This is a genomic window from Marinimicrobium sp. UBA4509, assembly GCF_002388575.1.
In the GTDB taxonomy this organism is placed as follows: Bacteria; Pseudomonadota; Gammaproteobacteria; order Pseudomonadales; family Cellvibrionaceae; genus Marinimicrobium; species Marinimicrobium koreense.
Map to the genome: position 1 here is coordinate 1 of NZ_DGMV01000054.1, position 16886 is coordinate 16886.

Here is a 16886-nt window from a genome sequence, read left to right on the forward strand (position 1 = left end):
TCTTCCCAGCGGAACTCGAAGCGCGCCTTGGACAGGGCATTGTCGCGCAGTTGCGCTCCCGGATGACCCTTGGCCAGGTCCGCCGCGTGGGCGGCGATTTTGTAAGTGATGATGCCGGTTTTGACGTCGTCCTTGTTGGGCAGCCCGAGGTGCTCTTTCGGGGTGACGTAACAGAGCATGGCGCAGCCGTACCAGCCGATCATGGCGGCGCCGATGCCCGAAGTGATGTGGTCGTAGCCCGGCGCGATGTCGGTGGTCAGCGGGCCAAGTGTATAGAACGGGGCTTCGCCGCAGACCTCGATCTGCTTGTCCATGTTTTCCTTGATCATCTGCATGGGCACATGGCCGGGGCCCTCCACCATCACCTGCACGTCGTGCTCCCAGGCGCGGTGGGTCAACTCGCCCAGGGTTTCGAGCTCGCCGAACTGGGCTTCGTCGTTGGCGTCGGCCACCGAGCCGGGGCGCAGGCCATCGCCCAGGGAGAAGGCGACGTCGTAGGCCTTCATGATTTCGCAGATGTCGTCGAAGTGGGTGTACAGGAAGTTTTCCTGATGGTGGGCCAGGCACCACTTGGCCATGATTGAGCCGCCGCGGGAAACGATGCCGGTCACCCGCTTGGCGGTCAGCGGCACATAGCGCAGGAGCACACCGGCGTGAATGGTGAAGTAATCCACACCCTGCTCCGCCTGCTCGATCAGGGTGTCCCGGAACACCTCCCAGGTCAGATCCTCGGCCACCCCATCGACTTTTTCCAGGGCCTGATAGATCGGCACCGTGCCAATGGGCACCGGGGCGTTGCGCAAGATCCACTCGCGGGTTTCGTGAATGTGTTTACCGGTGGACAGGTCCATCACGGTGTCCGCGCCCCAGCGGGTGCCCCAGGTGAGTTTGGCCACTTCCTCCTCGATGGAAGATCCCAGCGCGGAGTTGCCGATGTTGCCGTTGATCTTCACCAGAAAATTGCGCCCGATGATCATCGGCTCGGATTCCGGATGGTTGATATTGCAGGGAATGATCGCCCGACCCCGGGCCACTTCCGAGCGCACAAACTCCGGGGTGATCTCATCGGGAATGGCCGCACCAAAGGCCTCCCCGGGATGCTGTACCTCGCCCCGCTCCCGCGCCTGGGCCAGTGCCATATTCTCCCGGATGGCAATGTACTCCATCTCCGGGGTGATGATACCGCGGCGGGCGTAGTGCATCTGGGTGACATTCGCGCCAGCCTTGGCACGACGGGGCGGCCGGTGCAGATCAAAGCGCAGCGCTTCAAGCTCGGGATCATTCAGGCGCGCCTGGGTGTAGCGGGCACTGGCCTGCTCGAGCACCTCGGTATCGCCGCGCTCTTCGATCCACAGGCTGCGCAGTCCCGGCAGACCACGGCGCAGATCAATCTGTGCCTGGGGGTCCGAGTAGGGGCCGGAGGTATCGTAGACCCGTACGCTCGGATTGGCTTCCCCACCAAACTCCGTGGCGGTCTGGCTCAACGCAATTTCCCGCATGGGTACCCGCAAATCCGGGCGGGAGCCCTGGACGTACACTTTGCTGGAACCGGGGAGCGGCGCGACAGAATGGGGGTCCACCTGGGCCGAGCGGCTTAGCGGCGAAGGGTTGGCGGTATGACTCATAGCAGAGGTTCTCCGTGAAGGTGACTGGAAGATACAGAGCGCGGCACCGGGCCAGATGGGGCGCTGCGGGGGTCGACCAGAGGCGCAACGCCGTGATTCAGCGGGCCCGAACCCCGGCCAAGCCGCCAGTCGGCGGCGCTGACCAGCGCCCGGTGCACGTAATCTTTGGCGGCCCGAACCGAATCGGTCAGGCTGAGCCCCGAAGCCAGGTAGGCGGTAATGGCCGCCGACAGGGTGCAGCCCGAGCCGTGGGAATTGCGCGTGTCGATCCGGGGGCGGCTGAACACTTCCGAAAAGTCCGGGCCCAGCAACAGATCCTGCGCCAGCGGCCCGCTGCCGTGCCCACCCTTGAGCAGCACCGCTTTGGTGCCCAGCGCCAATAGCCGCTCGGCCTGGCGCCAGAGGCCGGCAGGGTCCGAGGCCAGAGGCTCGTTCAGCAGAGCGGCCGCTTCCATCAGGTTGGGGGTCAACAGGTCAGTGCGAGGCAGCAACTCCTCACGCAGGGTGGCTTCGGCGTCCCGGTCCAGCAGGCGGTCACCACTGGTGGCCACTATTACCGGATCGACTATCAGCGGCGTGTCGGCGCAATGCGCCAACGCCGTCACCACCGCTCGAAGCGTGGCGGCGTCGGCCAGCATGCCGGTTTTGATGGCTCGCACCGAAAAATCACTCAGCACTGAATCCAATTGCGCGGTGACGAACGTCGAAGGAACTGAGTGCACCGATTGCACGCCGAGGGTGTTCTGCGCGGTCAGCGCAGTCAGCGCGCTGCAACCGTACACACCGAGCGCGGCGAAGGTTTTCAGGTCGGCCTGAATACCCGCGCCACCGCCGCTGTCGCTACCGGCAATGGTCAGTGCCACCGCGGGTGCGGCGGGTCTGGATGGGTTCAAAAAGTCGTTCACGCGTTCCACTCCCGAAGACAGTGGCGCGGGAAACGTCAGCTATAAGCCATGAGGAGATAGAACAATGGTGGCAGGCACCAGAGAGGCTGTTGCGCTTTCGTTCCCTACGCCGGTATTAACCGGATCAGGTTCTACGGGTAAGATCTCAGCCAGCCTTTCAAGGCGGGCACCCCGACGAATGCGCCACAGTCTAGGCGAGTCATCCAGCGCTGTAAAGCGAGCGTATCCTCGGCGCCCGATGACAAACCCGGCTTACACGTTTTACCCTTTTTTACAACTTCATTCATGCACAGGCTCGACCTGCCGCAGCCGAGTGAGTAAACTCGCAGACTGCCTACCATTCGACGGTGCCCCAACTCTGGATTGCAACGGACAGGAACTCACATGAAAACAACCCGATCCCTCTGGTTTCTCGGTCTGATGGCCCTGGTGCCCTTTACGGCCAGCGCCAACTCGCTGTTGGACATTTATGAACTGGCGCTGGAAAACGACGCGCAGTTGAAAGCCGACGAAGCCGCCTACGAGGCGGGACTGGAAAACCGAACCCTCGGCCGCTCCGGCCTGTTGCCGCAGATTGATGCCCGGGTGTATTACACCGACAGCAGTCAGGACGCCACCGATAACACGGAAAATGTCACACGGGAGACCGAACGCGAGAGTTCCGGCTGGGAAATTTCCCTGAGTCAGCCGCTGTTCAACATGGCGGCGTGGTACAACTACCAGCGCGGCGGTACCCTGAGCGAGCTGGCCGAGGTGCAGTTTGGCGCCGATCAGCAGGCGCTGATCGTTCGGGCTGCCGAAGCCTATTTCAACGTTCTGCGCGCAGCGGACAACCTGGAAACCGCCCGTGCCGAAGAGAAGGCCCTGGAGCAACAGCTCGAGCAGACCCGTCAGCGCTACGAAGTGGGGCTGACCGCCATCACCGAAGTCCATGAAGCCCAGTCTGTGTACGACAGTGCAGCCGCCGCAGCTCTGCAGGCGCAGGGTGACCTGGGCATTGCCTATGAAGCGCTGGAAGTATTGACCGGCCGACCGCACGATGCGATTGCCCCCCTGTCAGACGACTTCCCGGTGGTGCGCCCGACGCCCTCCGACCGGCACGAATGGGTCGAATTTGCCCTGAAAAACAATTACGATCTCAAGGCCGCCCAGCTCAATACCCGGGCCTCAGAGCAGACCGCCAAGGCCGCCAAGTCACAGCACCTGCCCACCCTGGGCGCCTCGGCGACCTACAGTGATACTGCTAACGAGGGTTCCCAGTACTTCGGGGGTGCAGTTTTTGATAGCGACGATGACTCAGAGGGAACTAGCATCACGCTTAGCCTGAACGTACCGCTGTATTCCGGCGGCCGCACCTCCGCCGAGCGTCGCCAGGCCAGCTCTCAGTACCTGCAGGCTCGCGCCGAGCAGAACCGCGCCGAACGCACCGTGATCCAGTCGGCCCGCGCCCTGCACCTGTCGGTAGAAACCGGCGTGGCCCAGGTCAAGGCCCGCCAGCAGGCCATTGTTTCCGCCCAGAGTGCCCTGGAAGCCACCCAGTCCGGCTATGAAGTGGGTACCCGGAATCTGGTGGAAGTACTGCTTGCCCAGCGCGCGGTGTACCAGGCCGAACGCGATTACCAGAACGCGCTGTACGACTACATCATCAACAGCTTTGAGCTGCGTCAGGTCGCCGGCATGTTGACCCCCGCCGATGTACAGCAGATCGACCGCTCTCTGAGCCACGCGGAAATGCTGCGGCGCAGCGATTTCGACATCAACTGATCCGTGGTTGAGCAACACCCCCAACGCCCCACGCGGGTCCGGCTGATCGAAGTCGGCCCGCGTGACGGTCTGCAGAACGAAACCCACCCCGTCCCGCTCACCGCCAAACACCAACTCCTTGAGGATCTGGCGGACGCCGGGCTCGACTATCTGGAAGCCGGCAGCTTCGTTCATCCCCAGCGGGTACCGCAGATGGCGGACAGCGATGCGCTGTTCCAGGCCATGAACCGCCGTCCGGGCGTCACCTACGCCGCCCTCACCCCCAACATGAAAGGCCTGGAGCGGGCACTGGCCGTCGGCGCTGATGAAGTGGCCCTGTTTGCCGCCGCCTCGGAAACCTTCAGCCAGAAGAACATCAACTGGTCCATCGCCGAGAGCCTGGGGCGGTTCGCGCCGGTAATTGCCGCCGCCACCAACGCGGGCCTCCCGGTGCGCGGCTACATTTCCTGTGTGCTGGGCTGCCCCTATGAGGGCGCCGTTACCCCCGGTGCCGTACTGACACTGACGCGAGAGCTACTGGCCATGGGCTGTCGGGAAGTCTCCCTGGGCGACACCATCGGTGTCGGCACCGCGGGCGATACCGAGCGGCTTCTGGCGCACCTGCTTCCGGAAGTCGGGCCGGAACGACTGGCCGTGCACTTTCACGACACCTACGGTCAAGCGCTGGCCAATATTCTGGTGGCGCTGAATGCCGGTATTGCCACCATCGACAGCGCCGTGGCCGGCCTGGGCGGCTGCCCATTCGCACCGGGGGCCGCCGGGAATGTGGCCACCGAGGATGTGGTCTACCTGCTCAACGGCCTGGGTATCGAGCACGGCGTGGACCTGGACAAGCTCATCCTGGCCGGAGAGCGCATCTGTTCCGTGCTGGAACGGGACAACGCCTCCCGCGCGGCCCGCGCCTATCGCAACCGTCGCACCTGACGGTTTTGTCTGAACCGACTGATCAAGACCCCCTTACATTATGACTGACGATTCTTTACCTCTGGAAGCGACCCTGAATCTGGAAACGGCCACCATCCCCTGGCGAGAGCTACAGCGTTTTTTCGCCGCCGGTCGGGCCATTGCGGTGGCCCCGGAGCTGGATCTGGTAAAAGTGGGCGCGGAGCTGTCCCGGGATAATGCCGATCAGTTCAAGGCCTGGATGGAGGAAGGCAAGGTGGATGCGGTCAGCGACACCCAGGCGCAGGCATGGTTTGAGGCCGATGCCGAGGTTTGGGCTCTGGTGATCAAGCCTTATGTTTTGGTGCAGGGACACGAGTAGTCACGCCCGGCAATTTGGGTAACGGCGGATGCGGGCTCCGCCCTTATCCGCCCTACGGGTGGCTCCGAGGTCTGCGTAGGGCGGATAAGCGAAGCGCATCCGCCGTTACCCCGGCCAACCAGGCACCCAACTAACCCCGACGCTTGTGTTGGCGCTCCCAATTTTCTTGGCGTTTTCGTTCGCTCTTGCGCAGGAGAATATACGTTGCCCCACTGCCGCCGTGTTGGGGCTGGGCCGAGTGCATCGCCAATACCTCGTGCATCTGGGGCAACCAGTGCGCGACGCAGCTTTTCAGCAGCGCCGGGGTTTCCCGGCCCACGCCCTTGCCGTGAGTGATCAGCCCGCAGCGAATATCCTGGGCCATGCAATCCTGCACAAACTGAAACACCGCCCGCCGTGACTCCTCCACCGTCATCCGGTGTAGGTCCAGACGGGCATCCACCGTGTATTTACCCAAGCGCAAATTCCGATACACCCCGTTCTGCACACCGTCACGCTTGAACGCCAGGTGATCGTGCGGGTCGACCGGAGGCACGTAATCCCCGGACAGGAAGTTACTCTCCGCCCCCACCACTTCGCGCACCGCCATCTCCCGGCGTTGCGCCAGGGTTTCGGCCGGTGCGTCCGACTTGTTCAGAGGGACTTTGGGCTCACTCTTGATCGGGCGCACATCGCGCATTTCCCGCTCAAACAGTGCCCACTCGTCACGTTCATCACTGCTCATAACCATTTCTCACTCTAATACACCGCGAGCTGATCACCAGCGCCGCACTGTGGCGCCTGCTACACTGTCTATAAACGACCTCGGACCCTGACAAGATCATGCTCAGTCGCTTCTCGCTGGCGCTACTCACCTTGTTGTTGACCGCACTGCTGGCGTTTGCCTGGGCACTGTTGCTGTTCTACACCAGCCCCTCGCTTCGCCCGGAGAATGTGGACTGGCCCCGCACCCTGCGGGACCTCAGCCTGTGCCTGGCCGCTTTTCTTCTGTTTGCCACGGCGGCGTACCTTCCAGTGCGTCGCACCATCGTCAGTAAACTCACCATCGGCTTCGGGCTTAACTTTGTCGGTGTCTGGCAGGCCCTGATCAACGACCTGGTGGAACCACAATGGTGGCCGGCCGAAGCCATCAGCTTCCTGTGCATTCCGGTCGGTCTGCTGATAGCGGCCCTCGGGTTGTATCAGCTCGGACGCGCCTATCGTATGAACCGCCTGATTCTCGGGAGCCACCAACAGATCGAGCGGGATCTGGCGACCGTCGACCAACTCACTCAACTCTACAACCGTCGCTATTTCTTTACCACCTGCGGGCCCCTGTTCGGGCAGTCTCAGGAGGATGGTCAGCAGCCCGTGGTGATCGGCCTGCGGGTACTTAACCTGACCGAACTCAACCAGAGGCTCGGGCTGGAGGCCGGGGATGACATTCTGCAGCGGGTTGGTAAAGCCATACGCCGCTACCTGCGCCACGGACAGATCGCCGCCCGGATGGGCGGCCGACGGTTTGCCGTGTTTCTACCGGACAGCACGGCGCATGATGCCGATCACCTGGCCCGGCAGATTGTCGCGCGGCTGGAGCATGTGCTGATGACCGACGCCCGGGGCGAGGATCTGCTGGTGCAGGTTCAGGTCAACTACCAGGTCGGCCTGGCCCAGGAAGAGGACACGCTGGAGACGCTCGTCCGGCGAGTCGGTAGGGACGATGCCGACACCGTAAAAAACCCGGTGCTGTAAAACGCAAGCACATTTCCCGAACGACGCGTCGTGACAGACGGGCCATGGTGGATGACGGCCTTTGGCCTTATGCCACCCTACCGACCAACGTCGGGGGTGACATAAAGCCGAGTAGCAGGATCAGCCGGTGTTGCGCATACCCGCGGCAATACCCGCCATGGTCACCTTGAGCGCCTTTTCCAACTCCGGACTGATTTCCTTGCCGCTGCGGTAGCGCTTGAGCAATTCAACCTGCAGATAGCTCAGCGGGTCCATGTAGGGTTTGCGCACCCGCAGGGCGCGCTGCAACATGGGCTCCTCGCTCAACAGCTCGTCCTGATGCTTGATCCGGTTGATCAGCACTTCCAGCGCACTCAGGTCCGCCCGCAGTTGCTGCCCCAGGCCGTGCAACTCGGAGGGCACCAGCTCTTTCTCGTAATAGCTGCAGATCGGCAGATCGGCCTTGCCCACCACCATTTCCAGCAGATCCAGGAAACTGGAGAAGAAGGACCAGTTTTCCAGCATATCCACCAGAGTGGAGGGCGCATTTTCCAGAGCATACTCCAGCGCCTGGCGGGTACCGAGCCAGGAGGGCAGGTTCAGGCGCACCTGCATCCAGGCAAACACCCAGGGGATGGCCCGCAGGCTGTCCACCCCACCGGTGGCCTTGCGCTTGGCCGGGCGACTGCCCAGGGCCAGCAGGTTCAACTCCTGCTCCGGCGTCAGGCTGCGGAAATAGGGCACGAACTTCGGGTGGCCGCGCACCACATTGCGGTAGGCCTCCAGGCTGCTTTGAGCCATGCGCTCGATCAGGTCCCGCCACTCCTGGGACGGCCCCTTGTGCGGCATCAGGGTTGCCCGAAGAGTGGCCGACACATAGGTGGAGAAACTGCTGAACGCCACGCGGGACTGGCCGAACTTGTAGCGGATCATTTCGCCCTGTTCGGTCACCCGGATCTGCCCTTTCACCGAGCCCGGTGGCTGGGAGGCCATGGCCTTCTCCACCGGGCCGCCACCGCGACCGACGGTGCCGCCGCGGCCGTGGAACAGAACCAGCTTGACGTTCTGTTGTTCGGCAATGTTTACCAGCTTTTCCTGCGCCTTGTACTGAGCCCAGGTCGCGGCGAACTTGCCAGCGTCCTTGGCGGAGTCGGAGTAGCCGATCATCACGGTCTGGCGGGCGCCGGTGTATTCCTGGTACCAGGGAATCTGCCACAGCCGACCCATCACCTCCGGCGCCCGATCCAGGTCGTCCAGGGTTTCAAACAGAGGCACGATGGGCATATTCCAGGTCATGCCGCATTCGCGCAGCAGCAACGCCACCACCATCACGTCCGACGGTTGCTGGGCCATGGAAATCACGTAGTGGGACAGGGTCTCCCGGGGTTCCTGAGCGATCACCTTGCAGGTGGCCAGCACCTCTTCGGTTTCCTCGCTCATGGGCCAGTGCGCCGGCAACAGTGGGCGCTTGTTGTTGAGCTGCTCGAGCAGAAATTCCTGCCGCTGCTCTTCGCTCCACTCCAGATAGCTGCCCAGCTCCAGATACTGGGTCAGCTCGTCCATCGCCTTCACGTGGCGCTCGCCATCCTGCCGGATATCCAGCGGCACCAGGTTAATACCGAAGCTCTGCACCCGGCGGATGTTGTCCAGTACCGGGCCGTTGGCGATGTGCGGGAAGCCCACTTCGCGCAGCGACTCGAAGCACATAAGCAGGGGCTCGAGCAGGTCTTTGCGCTCGGTGATCACCGCATCGTTCCACTCGGGAGAGCGGCCCTCAAGACGCGCTTCGGTCCATTCCAGAGTAGCCTGCAGGCGCTTGCGCAGCTCGCCGAGCAAATCCCGGTAGGGGGTGGCGCTGCCGGGGAAGCGGGCGCTCAACTCGGCACCGGCCTCATGCATGCTCAAATCGTTGCTCAGGCTCTGAATGTCTTTGAGGTACAGGTCCGCCGCCATCCAGCGGCCGAGCAACAGCACTTCGCGGGTCACGCTGTGGGTCACATTAGGGTTGCCGTCCCGGTCGCCGCCCATCCAGGAGTAAAAGCTGAACGGTTGCAGGTCGACCGGCAGGCAGTGGTCGAGATGACGGCAGCAGAGCCGGTCCAGGTGACGAATGAAGTCCGGCACCGCCTGCCACAGGCTGTTCTCGATAACCGCAAAGCCCCACTTGGCCTCATCCACCGCCGTGGGCCGCTCGGAGCGGATTTCATCGGTGCTCCAGATCTCTTCCACCAGCCGGTGCAGCCGGCCGCGGTGTTTGTCCTGTTCGTAGGTCAGCAGGTTGCCGCGCTGGCGGTCGCTCAGGGTGTGAACAATCTGGTCGTATTTGCGGATCAGGGTGCGCCGGGTCACTTCCGTGGGGTGCGCGGTGAGCACCAACTGGATATTCAGGTCGCCGATGACCTCGCTCAGACGCTCCTGCCCGTAGGTGTCTTTCAGCTCGAGCAGCAGACTCTTCAGGCCGTCGTCGGGCTCCGCTTCGGCACTGGCGGAATACTCCTGATCGGCGATGTTGGCCAGATTCAGAAACTGATTGAAGGCGCGCACAATCGGCAGAATATCCCGGTCGTTCAGCTCGCCCAGCCGCTCCACCAGAGGCGTAGAATCCTCTTCTTCGGATTGTTGGATGGCTTTGCCCAGTTGGCGGATGTCTTCGATTTTCTGGAACAGGTCGTCGCCTTCGTGGTCGCGAACTGTATCTCCCAGTAATTCGCCCAACAGCCGAACATTTTCCCGTAAAGTCTCGGGCAGGGTTTCCATAAAGCTACCTCCAAATGGTCAGTTAGCGGGCCATTCTAACGTAATCTTGCGAAGTTGAGCAGCGCCACACAAGATATCCACAGGCCAGGCGCTATCCACAGAATCTGTGCAAAAGGGTGTGAATGAATGCTGGGTAACTGGCGCAGACCACGACCACTGCGGGGTTCAGCGATGGCGTTCAGTTTCTGCACAAGGCTCATAACCCTTGCTATTTTGCCCCAAGACATGAAAAATGCGCCATCCAGGCGGGCAGCTCACAGGCGCTCTGCTTTGGGCCCGGATACCGAATCCATTTGCCAGGGCGCCAATTCTGGCCAATGCTTGTTACAGTGGTCCCGACCGCCACCCATCCGAGCCACCGAATATAACGAGGATGTCTGCTTGCTGAGAGTGTCATTTGTTGTCGGGCTTTGTCTCAGCCTGCTCACGCTGTGGACGCCACTGGCCGCCGCCGAGCCCCGCAGTCCTCTGCAACAGACCGGCCGCTGGGTCGATTTACCCCCCGACAGCGACGTCTCACAAGCCGCCCCACCCCGCCATCAACTGAACACGGTTTCCGTCCAACCCGCCGGCGGCGGTGTCCTCTGGTACGAACTGGAAGTGACTCTGGATGAGCCAGCAGAGCTGGTACTGGATTTCGCGAGCTCATCCACCCTCAATGAGTTTGTGCACCGCATCTACGACGGCGACAACCGCCTGCTCCTGACGCTCAGCGGTGGCCTGCAACAGGACCAGGATTACCAGTACTTCCTGCGCCACGGCCGATCTCTGAATCTGCCCGCGGGAGAGTACCGGATTCTCACCCGGATGGAGAGCCCGTTCTACCTGGCCCTGCCCGAACCCCACCTGTTTGACCGTCAAGACTACGAGCGCCGCATTCCTCTGACCCAAAGCCTGACCCTGGTCGGCCTGGGTATTTTTTTCGCCCTGATGTTCTATTACGCCGTCATGGCGGTGTGGCGACAATCCCGCACAGACCTGCTGTACGCTCTGTTCATCCTCGGCAACCTGCTCTACAACGGCGCCGCCCTGTTGGTGTACAGCCAGTTGTTTGGCTGGACCTGGTTCTACCTGATCAGCACCCCCATTCTGTTTTCAAACGTCGTCTATATCGGGTTTGTCATGCGCCTGTTGCGCATAAACCGAGACACCCACCCGGCGCTGTTCTGGCTGGGCATGACGGCGATCGGGGTGCTGGTCAGCTTCTGGCCCCTGGCGCTGTTCGCGCCCAACTGGTCGCTTGAGTTCTGCCGGGTCGGGGTCGCGATTTTTGCGCTCTACGGGCTGACCTGTGGCGTGGCGCGCAGCCTTCAGGGGAGCAAGGTGGCCCGCCTGTACCTGTTTGCCAACGCCGCCTTTGCGGTGCCGGCGCTGCTGGCCATCTCCATGAAGAGCACCAGCAACCCGATCTTTCTGGTCGAGCACCTGGGCATGGTGGCGGTGTTGATCGAGGTATTGCTGCTCGCCCAGGTGGTCAGCTATCAGATCGGCCAGGTGTACAAGGCCCGGGCCGAGGGCGAGGCATCCCTGGAGCGGATTCAGCTGCTGGACAATCTGACCGCCCAGGCCCCGGGGGTCATTTACCAGTTCGAAATGGCCCCGGACGGCCGCTTTCGCATGCCCTTTTCCAGTCGGCGCATTGAGGAGTACCTGGAAATCACGCCCACTGAGGCCAGCGAGGATATCCAGGCGGTCTTCGATCGGGTGCACCCCGAAGATTACAACGACCTGTTTGCCTCGATCATCCAGTCCGCCCGCCACCTCACCACCTGGCATATCGAGTTCCGGGTGGTACTGCCCGTTCAGGGAATGCACTGGCTTGAAGGCCATGCCCAGCCGGAACGGCTGGAAGACGGCACCACCCGGTGGTACGGGTTCATCAGCGATGTGACCGAGCGCAAACAGATTGAAGAGCACATGCGCCACATGGCCCAGCACGACCCTCTCACCAACCTGCCCAACCGGGCCCTGTTCGCCGACCGGCTGGAGCAGGCGCTGCGCAGCGCTCAACGCCACCGCACGCAACTGGCCCTGATGTTCATCGACCTGGATGACTTTAAAGTGGTGAACGATCACTACGGGCATGAGCGGGGTGACGAGCTGCTCAAGCAGGTATCCCAGGCCATGACCGTCAACCTGCGCGCGGCGGACACGGTCGCCCGCATGGGCGGCGATGAGTTTGTGGTTCTGCTGGACGACATCACCGGCCCCGAAGAAGCCCACACGGTGGCAGAGAAGATCCGTCATGCCTGTGCCCAGCCGTTTCAGGTTCGACAGATCCCCATGCACATCTCCACCAGCATTGGCCTTGCGCTATACCCGCACGATGCCCTCACCGACGCCGACCTGATTCGCGCCGCGGATCAGGCGATGTATCAGGCCAAGGAAGCCGGCGGCAATCAGATCCGCGCCGGTTCCGGGAACTATCCCAACACATAAGCCTCAATCGGCGCCGCCCGCCGTATAACCCCTCCTGTGGGCAGGCCATCGAGTGCCTGTTATCATCCGGCACAACACGCCATTATCCGACCTGAGCCAAACCATGACACTGCTGATAGTCTACGTTCTGATCGCCCTGGGTATCTCGTTTCTATGCTCGGTGGCCGAGGCGGTATTGCTTAGCACGACCACCGCCTACACCAGTCTGAAGCAGCAGGAGGGCAAGCGTTCCGGCCTGCTATTGGCCGAGCTGAAAGCCACCATCGATCGCCCCCTGGCCGCCATTCTGACCCTGAACACCATCGCCCACACCGCGGGCGCCGCCGGCGCCGGCGCCCAGGCCACCGCCGTATTTGGCAGCGCCTACCTGGGCCTGTTCTCGGCGGTACTGACTCTGCTGATTCTGGTGCTGTCGGAAATCGTGCCCAAAACACTGGGCGCCTATTACTGGCGCTCACTCGCCCCCATGACCGCCTACGGTCTGCACTACTTGATCATTGTGCTCTACCCGTTTATCAAAATGTCCGAGTTCATCACCCGCCTGATCACCCGGGGTGGCAGCCAGTCGTCCGGGCTCGATCGGCACGAGCTGACAGTCATGGCTGATCTCAGCTCCGAGGAAGGCCACCTGGACGAGCGCGAATCCGGCATCTTCAAGAACCTGCTGCTTTTGCGTCACACGCCCATCAAGGACACCATGACGCCACGCACCGTGCTTTTTTCGGCGGACGAGGAGCAGACCATTCACGACTTTCTGACCAGTCACCACTCGGTGCCCTTTTCCCGTATTCCGGTGTATGCCGGTGACCCGGACAATATCAACGGGATTGTGCTGCTGGATGACCTGCTACTGGCCGAGGCCCGGGGCGAAGGCGATCAGCTCTTGCGACGTCACCGCCGCGCCATTCCCGCGCTGCTCGACAGCATGCCACTGACCCAGGCCCTGGAAGAGTTTCTGCGCGAGCAGACGCACATCATTCTGGTGGTGACGGAGTACGGTTCGGTGGTGGGCATCATCACCCTTGAGGATGTGCTGGAAGCACTGCTCGGGCTGGAAATCGTGGACGAAAAAGACAAAACCCGGGACATGCAGGAACTGGCCCGACGTCGCTGGCGCCGTCAGGCGGCTCGCCTGGGCGTATCTACCACGCCCGACGACGGTGAGCGCTAGTTCCGCGCCTACCAATCCAGGTAGACGTCCTTGGGATCAAATTTGTAGCTGACCGGAAACTGCTGGTGTGCGTCCCGCAGGGCATTGATACACCGCTGAGCCTCCAGGCACCACACGGGGTGAACATCATCACTGACCCGGTAGCCCTGAGCTCGCAAAGCGGCGGCTATCGCCCGCCGGGCGCCATTGGCCTGACCCAGGCAGTGATAGGGGCCCTGCTGCTGGGTTCTCGCCGGCCGGCGATGGTCCCCGGCAAAGGCAAACAGCGTGTAATGTCGCTGCTCATCCTGGCGCAGATGCATCTCCACCCGTTCGTGATCGCCTCGGATCATGACCAGGGGCTGGTCGTTGGCGGGAATCGACTCGTCGTAAATAATCTGCATGACGGCCTACCTCACTGAATTGTCGTTGTGAGGGTGTCGTCCCGTCTGCACGCGCTTTTGTTTGTCTCAACGTGCAGCCCACAGGGAACTACCGGCACCTACTATTAAGCGTATCAGGTGCCAGGCGGTTCACAAGCTAATGTCGTCATAGTATGACGCTATGATGACAGTTTCCTGCGTTACAGACGATCAACGTCGAAGGCCAGGACATCGGCAATATGGGACGCGCCGCTCAAGCACATCAGCAACCGATCCACCCCCAGGGCCACGCCGGCGCTGTCCGGCAGGCCAGCGGCCATGGCGGCGAGCAGTTTGTCATCCGAAGGGTAGACCGGTAAATCCAGGGCACGGCGTTTTTGTTGATCGGCGAGGAAGCGACCGCGCAACTCGTCGGCATCGGTCAGCTCCCAATACCCATTGGCCAACTCCATGCCGCCGATAAACGCCTCAAAGCGCCGGGCCACAGTCTGCCCCTGGTCGTCGGTGGCCAGGCGGGCCAGGGCGGCCTGACTGGCGGGATAGTCGTACACAAAGGTCAGGCCGTCGCCGAGGGAGGCCTCCAGCTCATGGGTCACCAGCAGATCGAGCCAGAAGTCCCGATCCTCGTCCTCCGCCTCGATATTGATTCGCGCTTTTGCCAGCGCCGCCAGCTCAGCCACCGAGGCGGTGTGCGGATCGATCTGCAGGTGCCGCTCAAACCACTGGCGATAGCTCAGGTAGGTCACGTCCAGGCCCGGTATCAACAACTCGATGAGTGCCTGAACTTCCCCCATCAGCGCCCGGTCATCCCACCCGGTGCGATACCACTCAAGCAGAGTGAACTCCGGGTTGTGTTTGCGCCCCCGCTCACCGTTGCGAAACACTTTGCCCAGGGCGTAGATCGGCCCCGCCCCCGCCGCCAGCAGGCGCTTCATGGCAAATTCAGGTGAAGTCTGCAGGTAATAGGTACGTCCCGCGCACTGAGCGGTGACCGAGTCGATAAACGGGTCAGTCACTGCCGCGGCGCCCATCACCGGCGCTTCTATTTCCAGCACCTCGCGCTCGGCAAAAAATTGCCGAATACGCTGGTACACACTCGCACGCAGACGCACAAGTTCCAGTGAGGCGGAAGGCTGCCAATCAGTCATGGGCGGAACATCAGGGAGGAGAAAGGAAAGCACCACCCGACCGACGTCGGGTGGTGGAGGCGGGCATCAGTCTTTGGACGCGCGCCCCAGGTATTCGCCGGTACGGGTGTCCACACGGACCACATCGCCCACGTTCATGAACAGCGGTACCTTCACCACAGCGCCGGTGCTCAGAGTGGCCGGCTTGGTGCCGCCCTGGGCGGTGTCGCCCTTCAGGCCCGGATCGGTTTCAGTCACTTCCAGCTCCACGTGGTTGGGCGGGGTCACCGCCAGCGGCGCGCCGTTGAACAGGGTAATCACGCACTTGTCCTGCTCCTTGAGCCACTTGGCCGAGTCGCCCACGGCGCTCTTGTCCGCCTGGTGTTGCTCAAAGGTAGTCGGCTCCATGAAGTGCCAGAACTCACCGTCGTTGTACAGGTATTCCATATCCAGGTCAGTCACATCAGCGCCTTCGAGGTTCTCGCTGCCGCGGAAGGTACGCTCCCACACGCGCCCGGTTTTCAGGTTGCGCAGCTTGACCCGGTTAAAGGCCTGGCCCTTGCCCGGCTTGACCAGCTCGTTCTCGACAATGTTACAGGGGTCGCCATCGAGCATGACTTTCAGACCGACGCGGAAATCGTTGATAGAATAGGTGGCCATTACGCCCTCTCGCTTCTCTGGATTAAAAGGCGCACATGATACATCGAACCGCTGCCACTTGGCAGGCCCCTGCCGGCAAAAGTGCCTCCCGCTGGCAAAACGAGCTCGCCGACCTGATTCGCTCGCCCCAGGAGTTGATCGCCCTGCTGGAACTGGACCCGGCCCAGCTGCCGGCGGCCCTCGCCGCCAGCCAGGATTTCGCCCTGCGGGTGCCTCGCGCCTTTGTCGAGCGGATGCGCAAGGGGGACCCGGACGACCCTCTGCTGCGCCAGGTGCTGCCTCTGGGCGAGGAGCTTCAAGCGGCCCCGGGCTACAGCCAGGACCCCCTGGGCGAAGCCGACGCCAACCCCCATCCCGGGCTGATTCACAAATACCACGGGCGGGTGCTGCTGATCGTCTCCGGCGGCTGCGCGATCAACTGCCGCTACTGCTTTCGTCGCCACTTCCCCTACGCCGACAACAACCCCGGCCGGGCCCGCTGGCAGGAGGCACTGGATTACATCGCCGCCGACCCGAGCATCACCGAAGTAATCTACAGCGGCGGCGACCCACTCAACGCCCCGGACCGGCAACTGGCCTGGCTGACCGAACGGGTGGCGGCCATCCCCCACGTCAAACGCCTGCGGGTCCACTCCCGCCTGCCGATCGTGCTGCCCAACCGGATTGACGATGACTGTCTGGACTGGCTCACCGGCCATGGCCTGCATACCACGCTGGTGATTCACAGCAACCACCCCCGGGAGCTTGACGACAGTGTGGGGGCCGCACTGGGCCGGCTGCGCCGGGCGGGCATCACCCTACTCAACCAGGCGGTGCTGCTGCGCGGCATCAATGATCAGGCGTCCACGCTGGCCGCGTTGAGCGAAGGGCTGTTCGACCGGGGCGTCCTGCCCTATTACCTGCACCTGCTCGACCCGGTCGCCGGTGCCCACCACTTTGACGTTCCGGAGGCTGAAGCACGCGCTCTGATGGACCACCTGCGCGCCCGACTGCCCGGCTACCTGGTACCCCGGCTGGTGCGGGAAATCGCCGGGGAGCCGAACAAGACCCCCATAGCCTGAGCCGCCCGATCTGCTACCGACGGAGCGATCTGCTATAGTCA

The 16886-nt window shown here is 62.5% G+C and carries 14 protein-coding genes and 1 riboswitch; of the genes, 7 read left to right on the plus strand and 7 right to left on the minus strand.

Annotated features, from left to right (window positions below; all coding sequences use genetic code 11):
- Nucleotides 1-1625: phosphomethylpyrimidine synthase ThiC (thiC, locus tag B3520_RS10175; RefSeq protein WP_286875978.1), on the minus strand; the 1625-nt coding region annotated here is incomplete at its 3' end.
- Entirely contained in the window at nt 1622-2530 is a 909-nt protein-coding gene (gene thiD / locus B3520_RS10180; protein WP_286806840.1) for a bifunctional hydroxymethylpyrimidine kinase/phosphomethylpyrimidine kinase, read from the minus strand. The genes thiD and thiC, both read right to left, overlap by 4 nt.
- Before the next feature lie 84 nt (nt 2531-2614).
- A riboswitch (TPP riboswitch) is annotated at nt 2615-2714 on the minus strand.
- 200 nt (nt 2715-2914) lie between these two features.
- Here thiD and B3520_RS10185 point away from each other — a divergent pair.
- Genes B3520_RS10185 through B3520_RS10195 form a run of 3 tightly spaced genes read left to right on the plus strand, consistent with a single transcriptional unit; the run spans nt 2915 to nt 5558 of the window.
- Nucleotides 2915-4294 carry a TolC family outer membrane protein gene (locus B3520_RS10185; RefSeq protein WP_286806838.1) on the plus strand — a complete coding sequence of 460 codons (1380 nt, stop codon included), beginning with the start codon at nt 2915-2917 and terminating at the stop codon, nt 4292-4294.
- Between the two features lie 3 nt (nt 4295-4297).
- Nucleotides 4298-5218 carry a hydroxymethylglutaryl-CoA lyase gene (locus B3520_RS10190; RefSeq protein WP_286875980.1) on the plus strand — a complete coding sequence of 307 codons (921 nt, stop codon included), beginning with the start codon at nt 4298-4300 and terminating at the stop codon, nt 5216-5218.
- A 40-nt stretch (nt 5219-5258) separates the two neighbouring features.
- Nucleotides 5259-5558, plus strand: coding sequence for a DUF2288 domain-containing protein (locus tag B3520_RS10195; protein WP_286806835.1), 300 nt, complete (start codon nt 5259-5261; stop codon nt 5556-5558).
- 130 nt (nt 5559-5688) lie between these two features.
- Here B3520_RS10195 and smrA read toward each other — a convergent pair whose 3' ends face one another.
- Nucleotides 5689-6282 (minus strand): DNA endonuclease SmrA, encoded by a 594-nt coding sequence (gene smrA / locus B3520_RS10200; RefSeq protein WP_123638302.1) that lies wholly within the window; start codon nt 6280-6282, stop codon nt 5689-5691.
- A 98-nt stretch (nt 6283-6380) separates the two neighbouring features.
- On the opposite strand from smrA, the gene B3520_RS10205 reads away from it, so the two are divergent.
- The gene (locus B3520_RS10205) at nt 6381-7289 is read left to right on the plus strand and encodes a GGDEF domain-containing protein (RefSeq protein WP_286806833.1); all 909 of its coding nucleotides are present in this window, start codon (nt 6381-6383) and stop codon (nt 7287-7289) included.
- Nucleotides 7290-7409: 120 nt separating this feature from the next.
- On the opposite strand, the gene ppc is transcribed toward B3520_RS10205, so the two are convergent.
- Complete coding sequence (gene ppc / locus B3520_RS10210; protein ID WP_286875981.1) at nt 7410-10025, minus strand: phosphoenolpyruvate carboxylase; 2616 nt, start codon at nt 10023-10025, stop codon at nt 7410-7412.
- Between the two features lie 390 nt (nt 10026-10415).
- Here ppc and B3520_RS10215 point away from each other — a divergent pair, with 390 nt between their 5' ends.
- Together B3520_RS10215 and B3520_RS10220 are read left to right on the plus strand one after the other, a co-directional pair.
- A complete protein-coding gene (locus tag B3520_RS10215; RefSeq protein WP_286876006.1) occupies nt 10416-12464 on the plus strand; it encodes a diguanylate cyclase domain-containing protein in 2049 nt (682 codons plus the stop codon).
- A gap of 103 nt (nt 12465-12567) precedes the next feature.
- Nucleotides 12568-13635, plus strand: coding sequence for a CNNM domain-containing protein (locus tag B3520_RS10220; protein WP_286804456.1), 1068 nt, complete (start codon nt 12568-12570; stop codon nt 13633-13635).
- 8 nt (nt 13636-13643) lie between these two features.
- Here B3520_RS10220 and B3520_RS10225 read toward each other — a convergent pair whose 3' ends face one another.
- The 3 genes from B3520_RS10225 to efp all read right to left on the minus strand — a co-directional run bounded on the left by B3520_RS10225 (nt 13644) and on the right by efp (nt 15784).
- Nucleotides 13644-14018, minus strand: a complete 375-nt coding sequence (locus B3520_RS10225; protein ID WP_286804455.1) for a hypothetical protein — start codon at nt 14016-14018, stop codon at nt 13644-13646.
- Between the two features lie 179 nt (nt 14019-14197).
- Nucleotides 14198-15145 carry an EF-P lysine aminoacylase EpmA gene (epmA, locus tag B3520_RS10230; RefSeq protein ID WP_286804454.1) on the minus strand — a complete coding sequence of 316 codons (948 nt, stop codon included), beginning with the start codon at nt 15143-15145 and terminating at the stop codon, nt 14198-14200.
- 66 nt (nt 15146-15211) lie between these two features.
- The gene (efp, locus tag B3520_RS10235) at nt 15212-15784 is read right to left on the minus strand and encodes an elongation factor P (protein WP_024461289.1); all 573 of its coding nucleotides are present in this window, start codon (nt 15782-15784) and stop codon (nt 15212-15214) included.
- Nucleotides 15785-15819: 35 nt separating this feature from the next.
- On the opposite strand from efp, the gene epmB reads away from it, so the two are divergent.
- The gene (gene epmB, locus B3520_RS10240) at nt 15820-16845 is read left to right on the plus strand and encodes an EF-P beta-lysylation protein EpmB (protein WP_286804452.1); all 1026 of its coding nucleotides are present in this window, start codon (nt 15820-15822) and stop codon (nt 16843-16845) included.
- Nucleotides 16846-16886 lie beyond the last annotated feature (41 nt).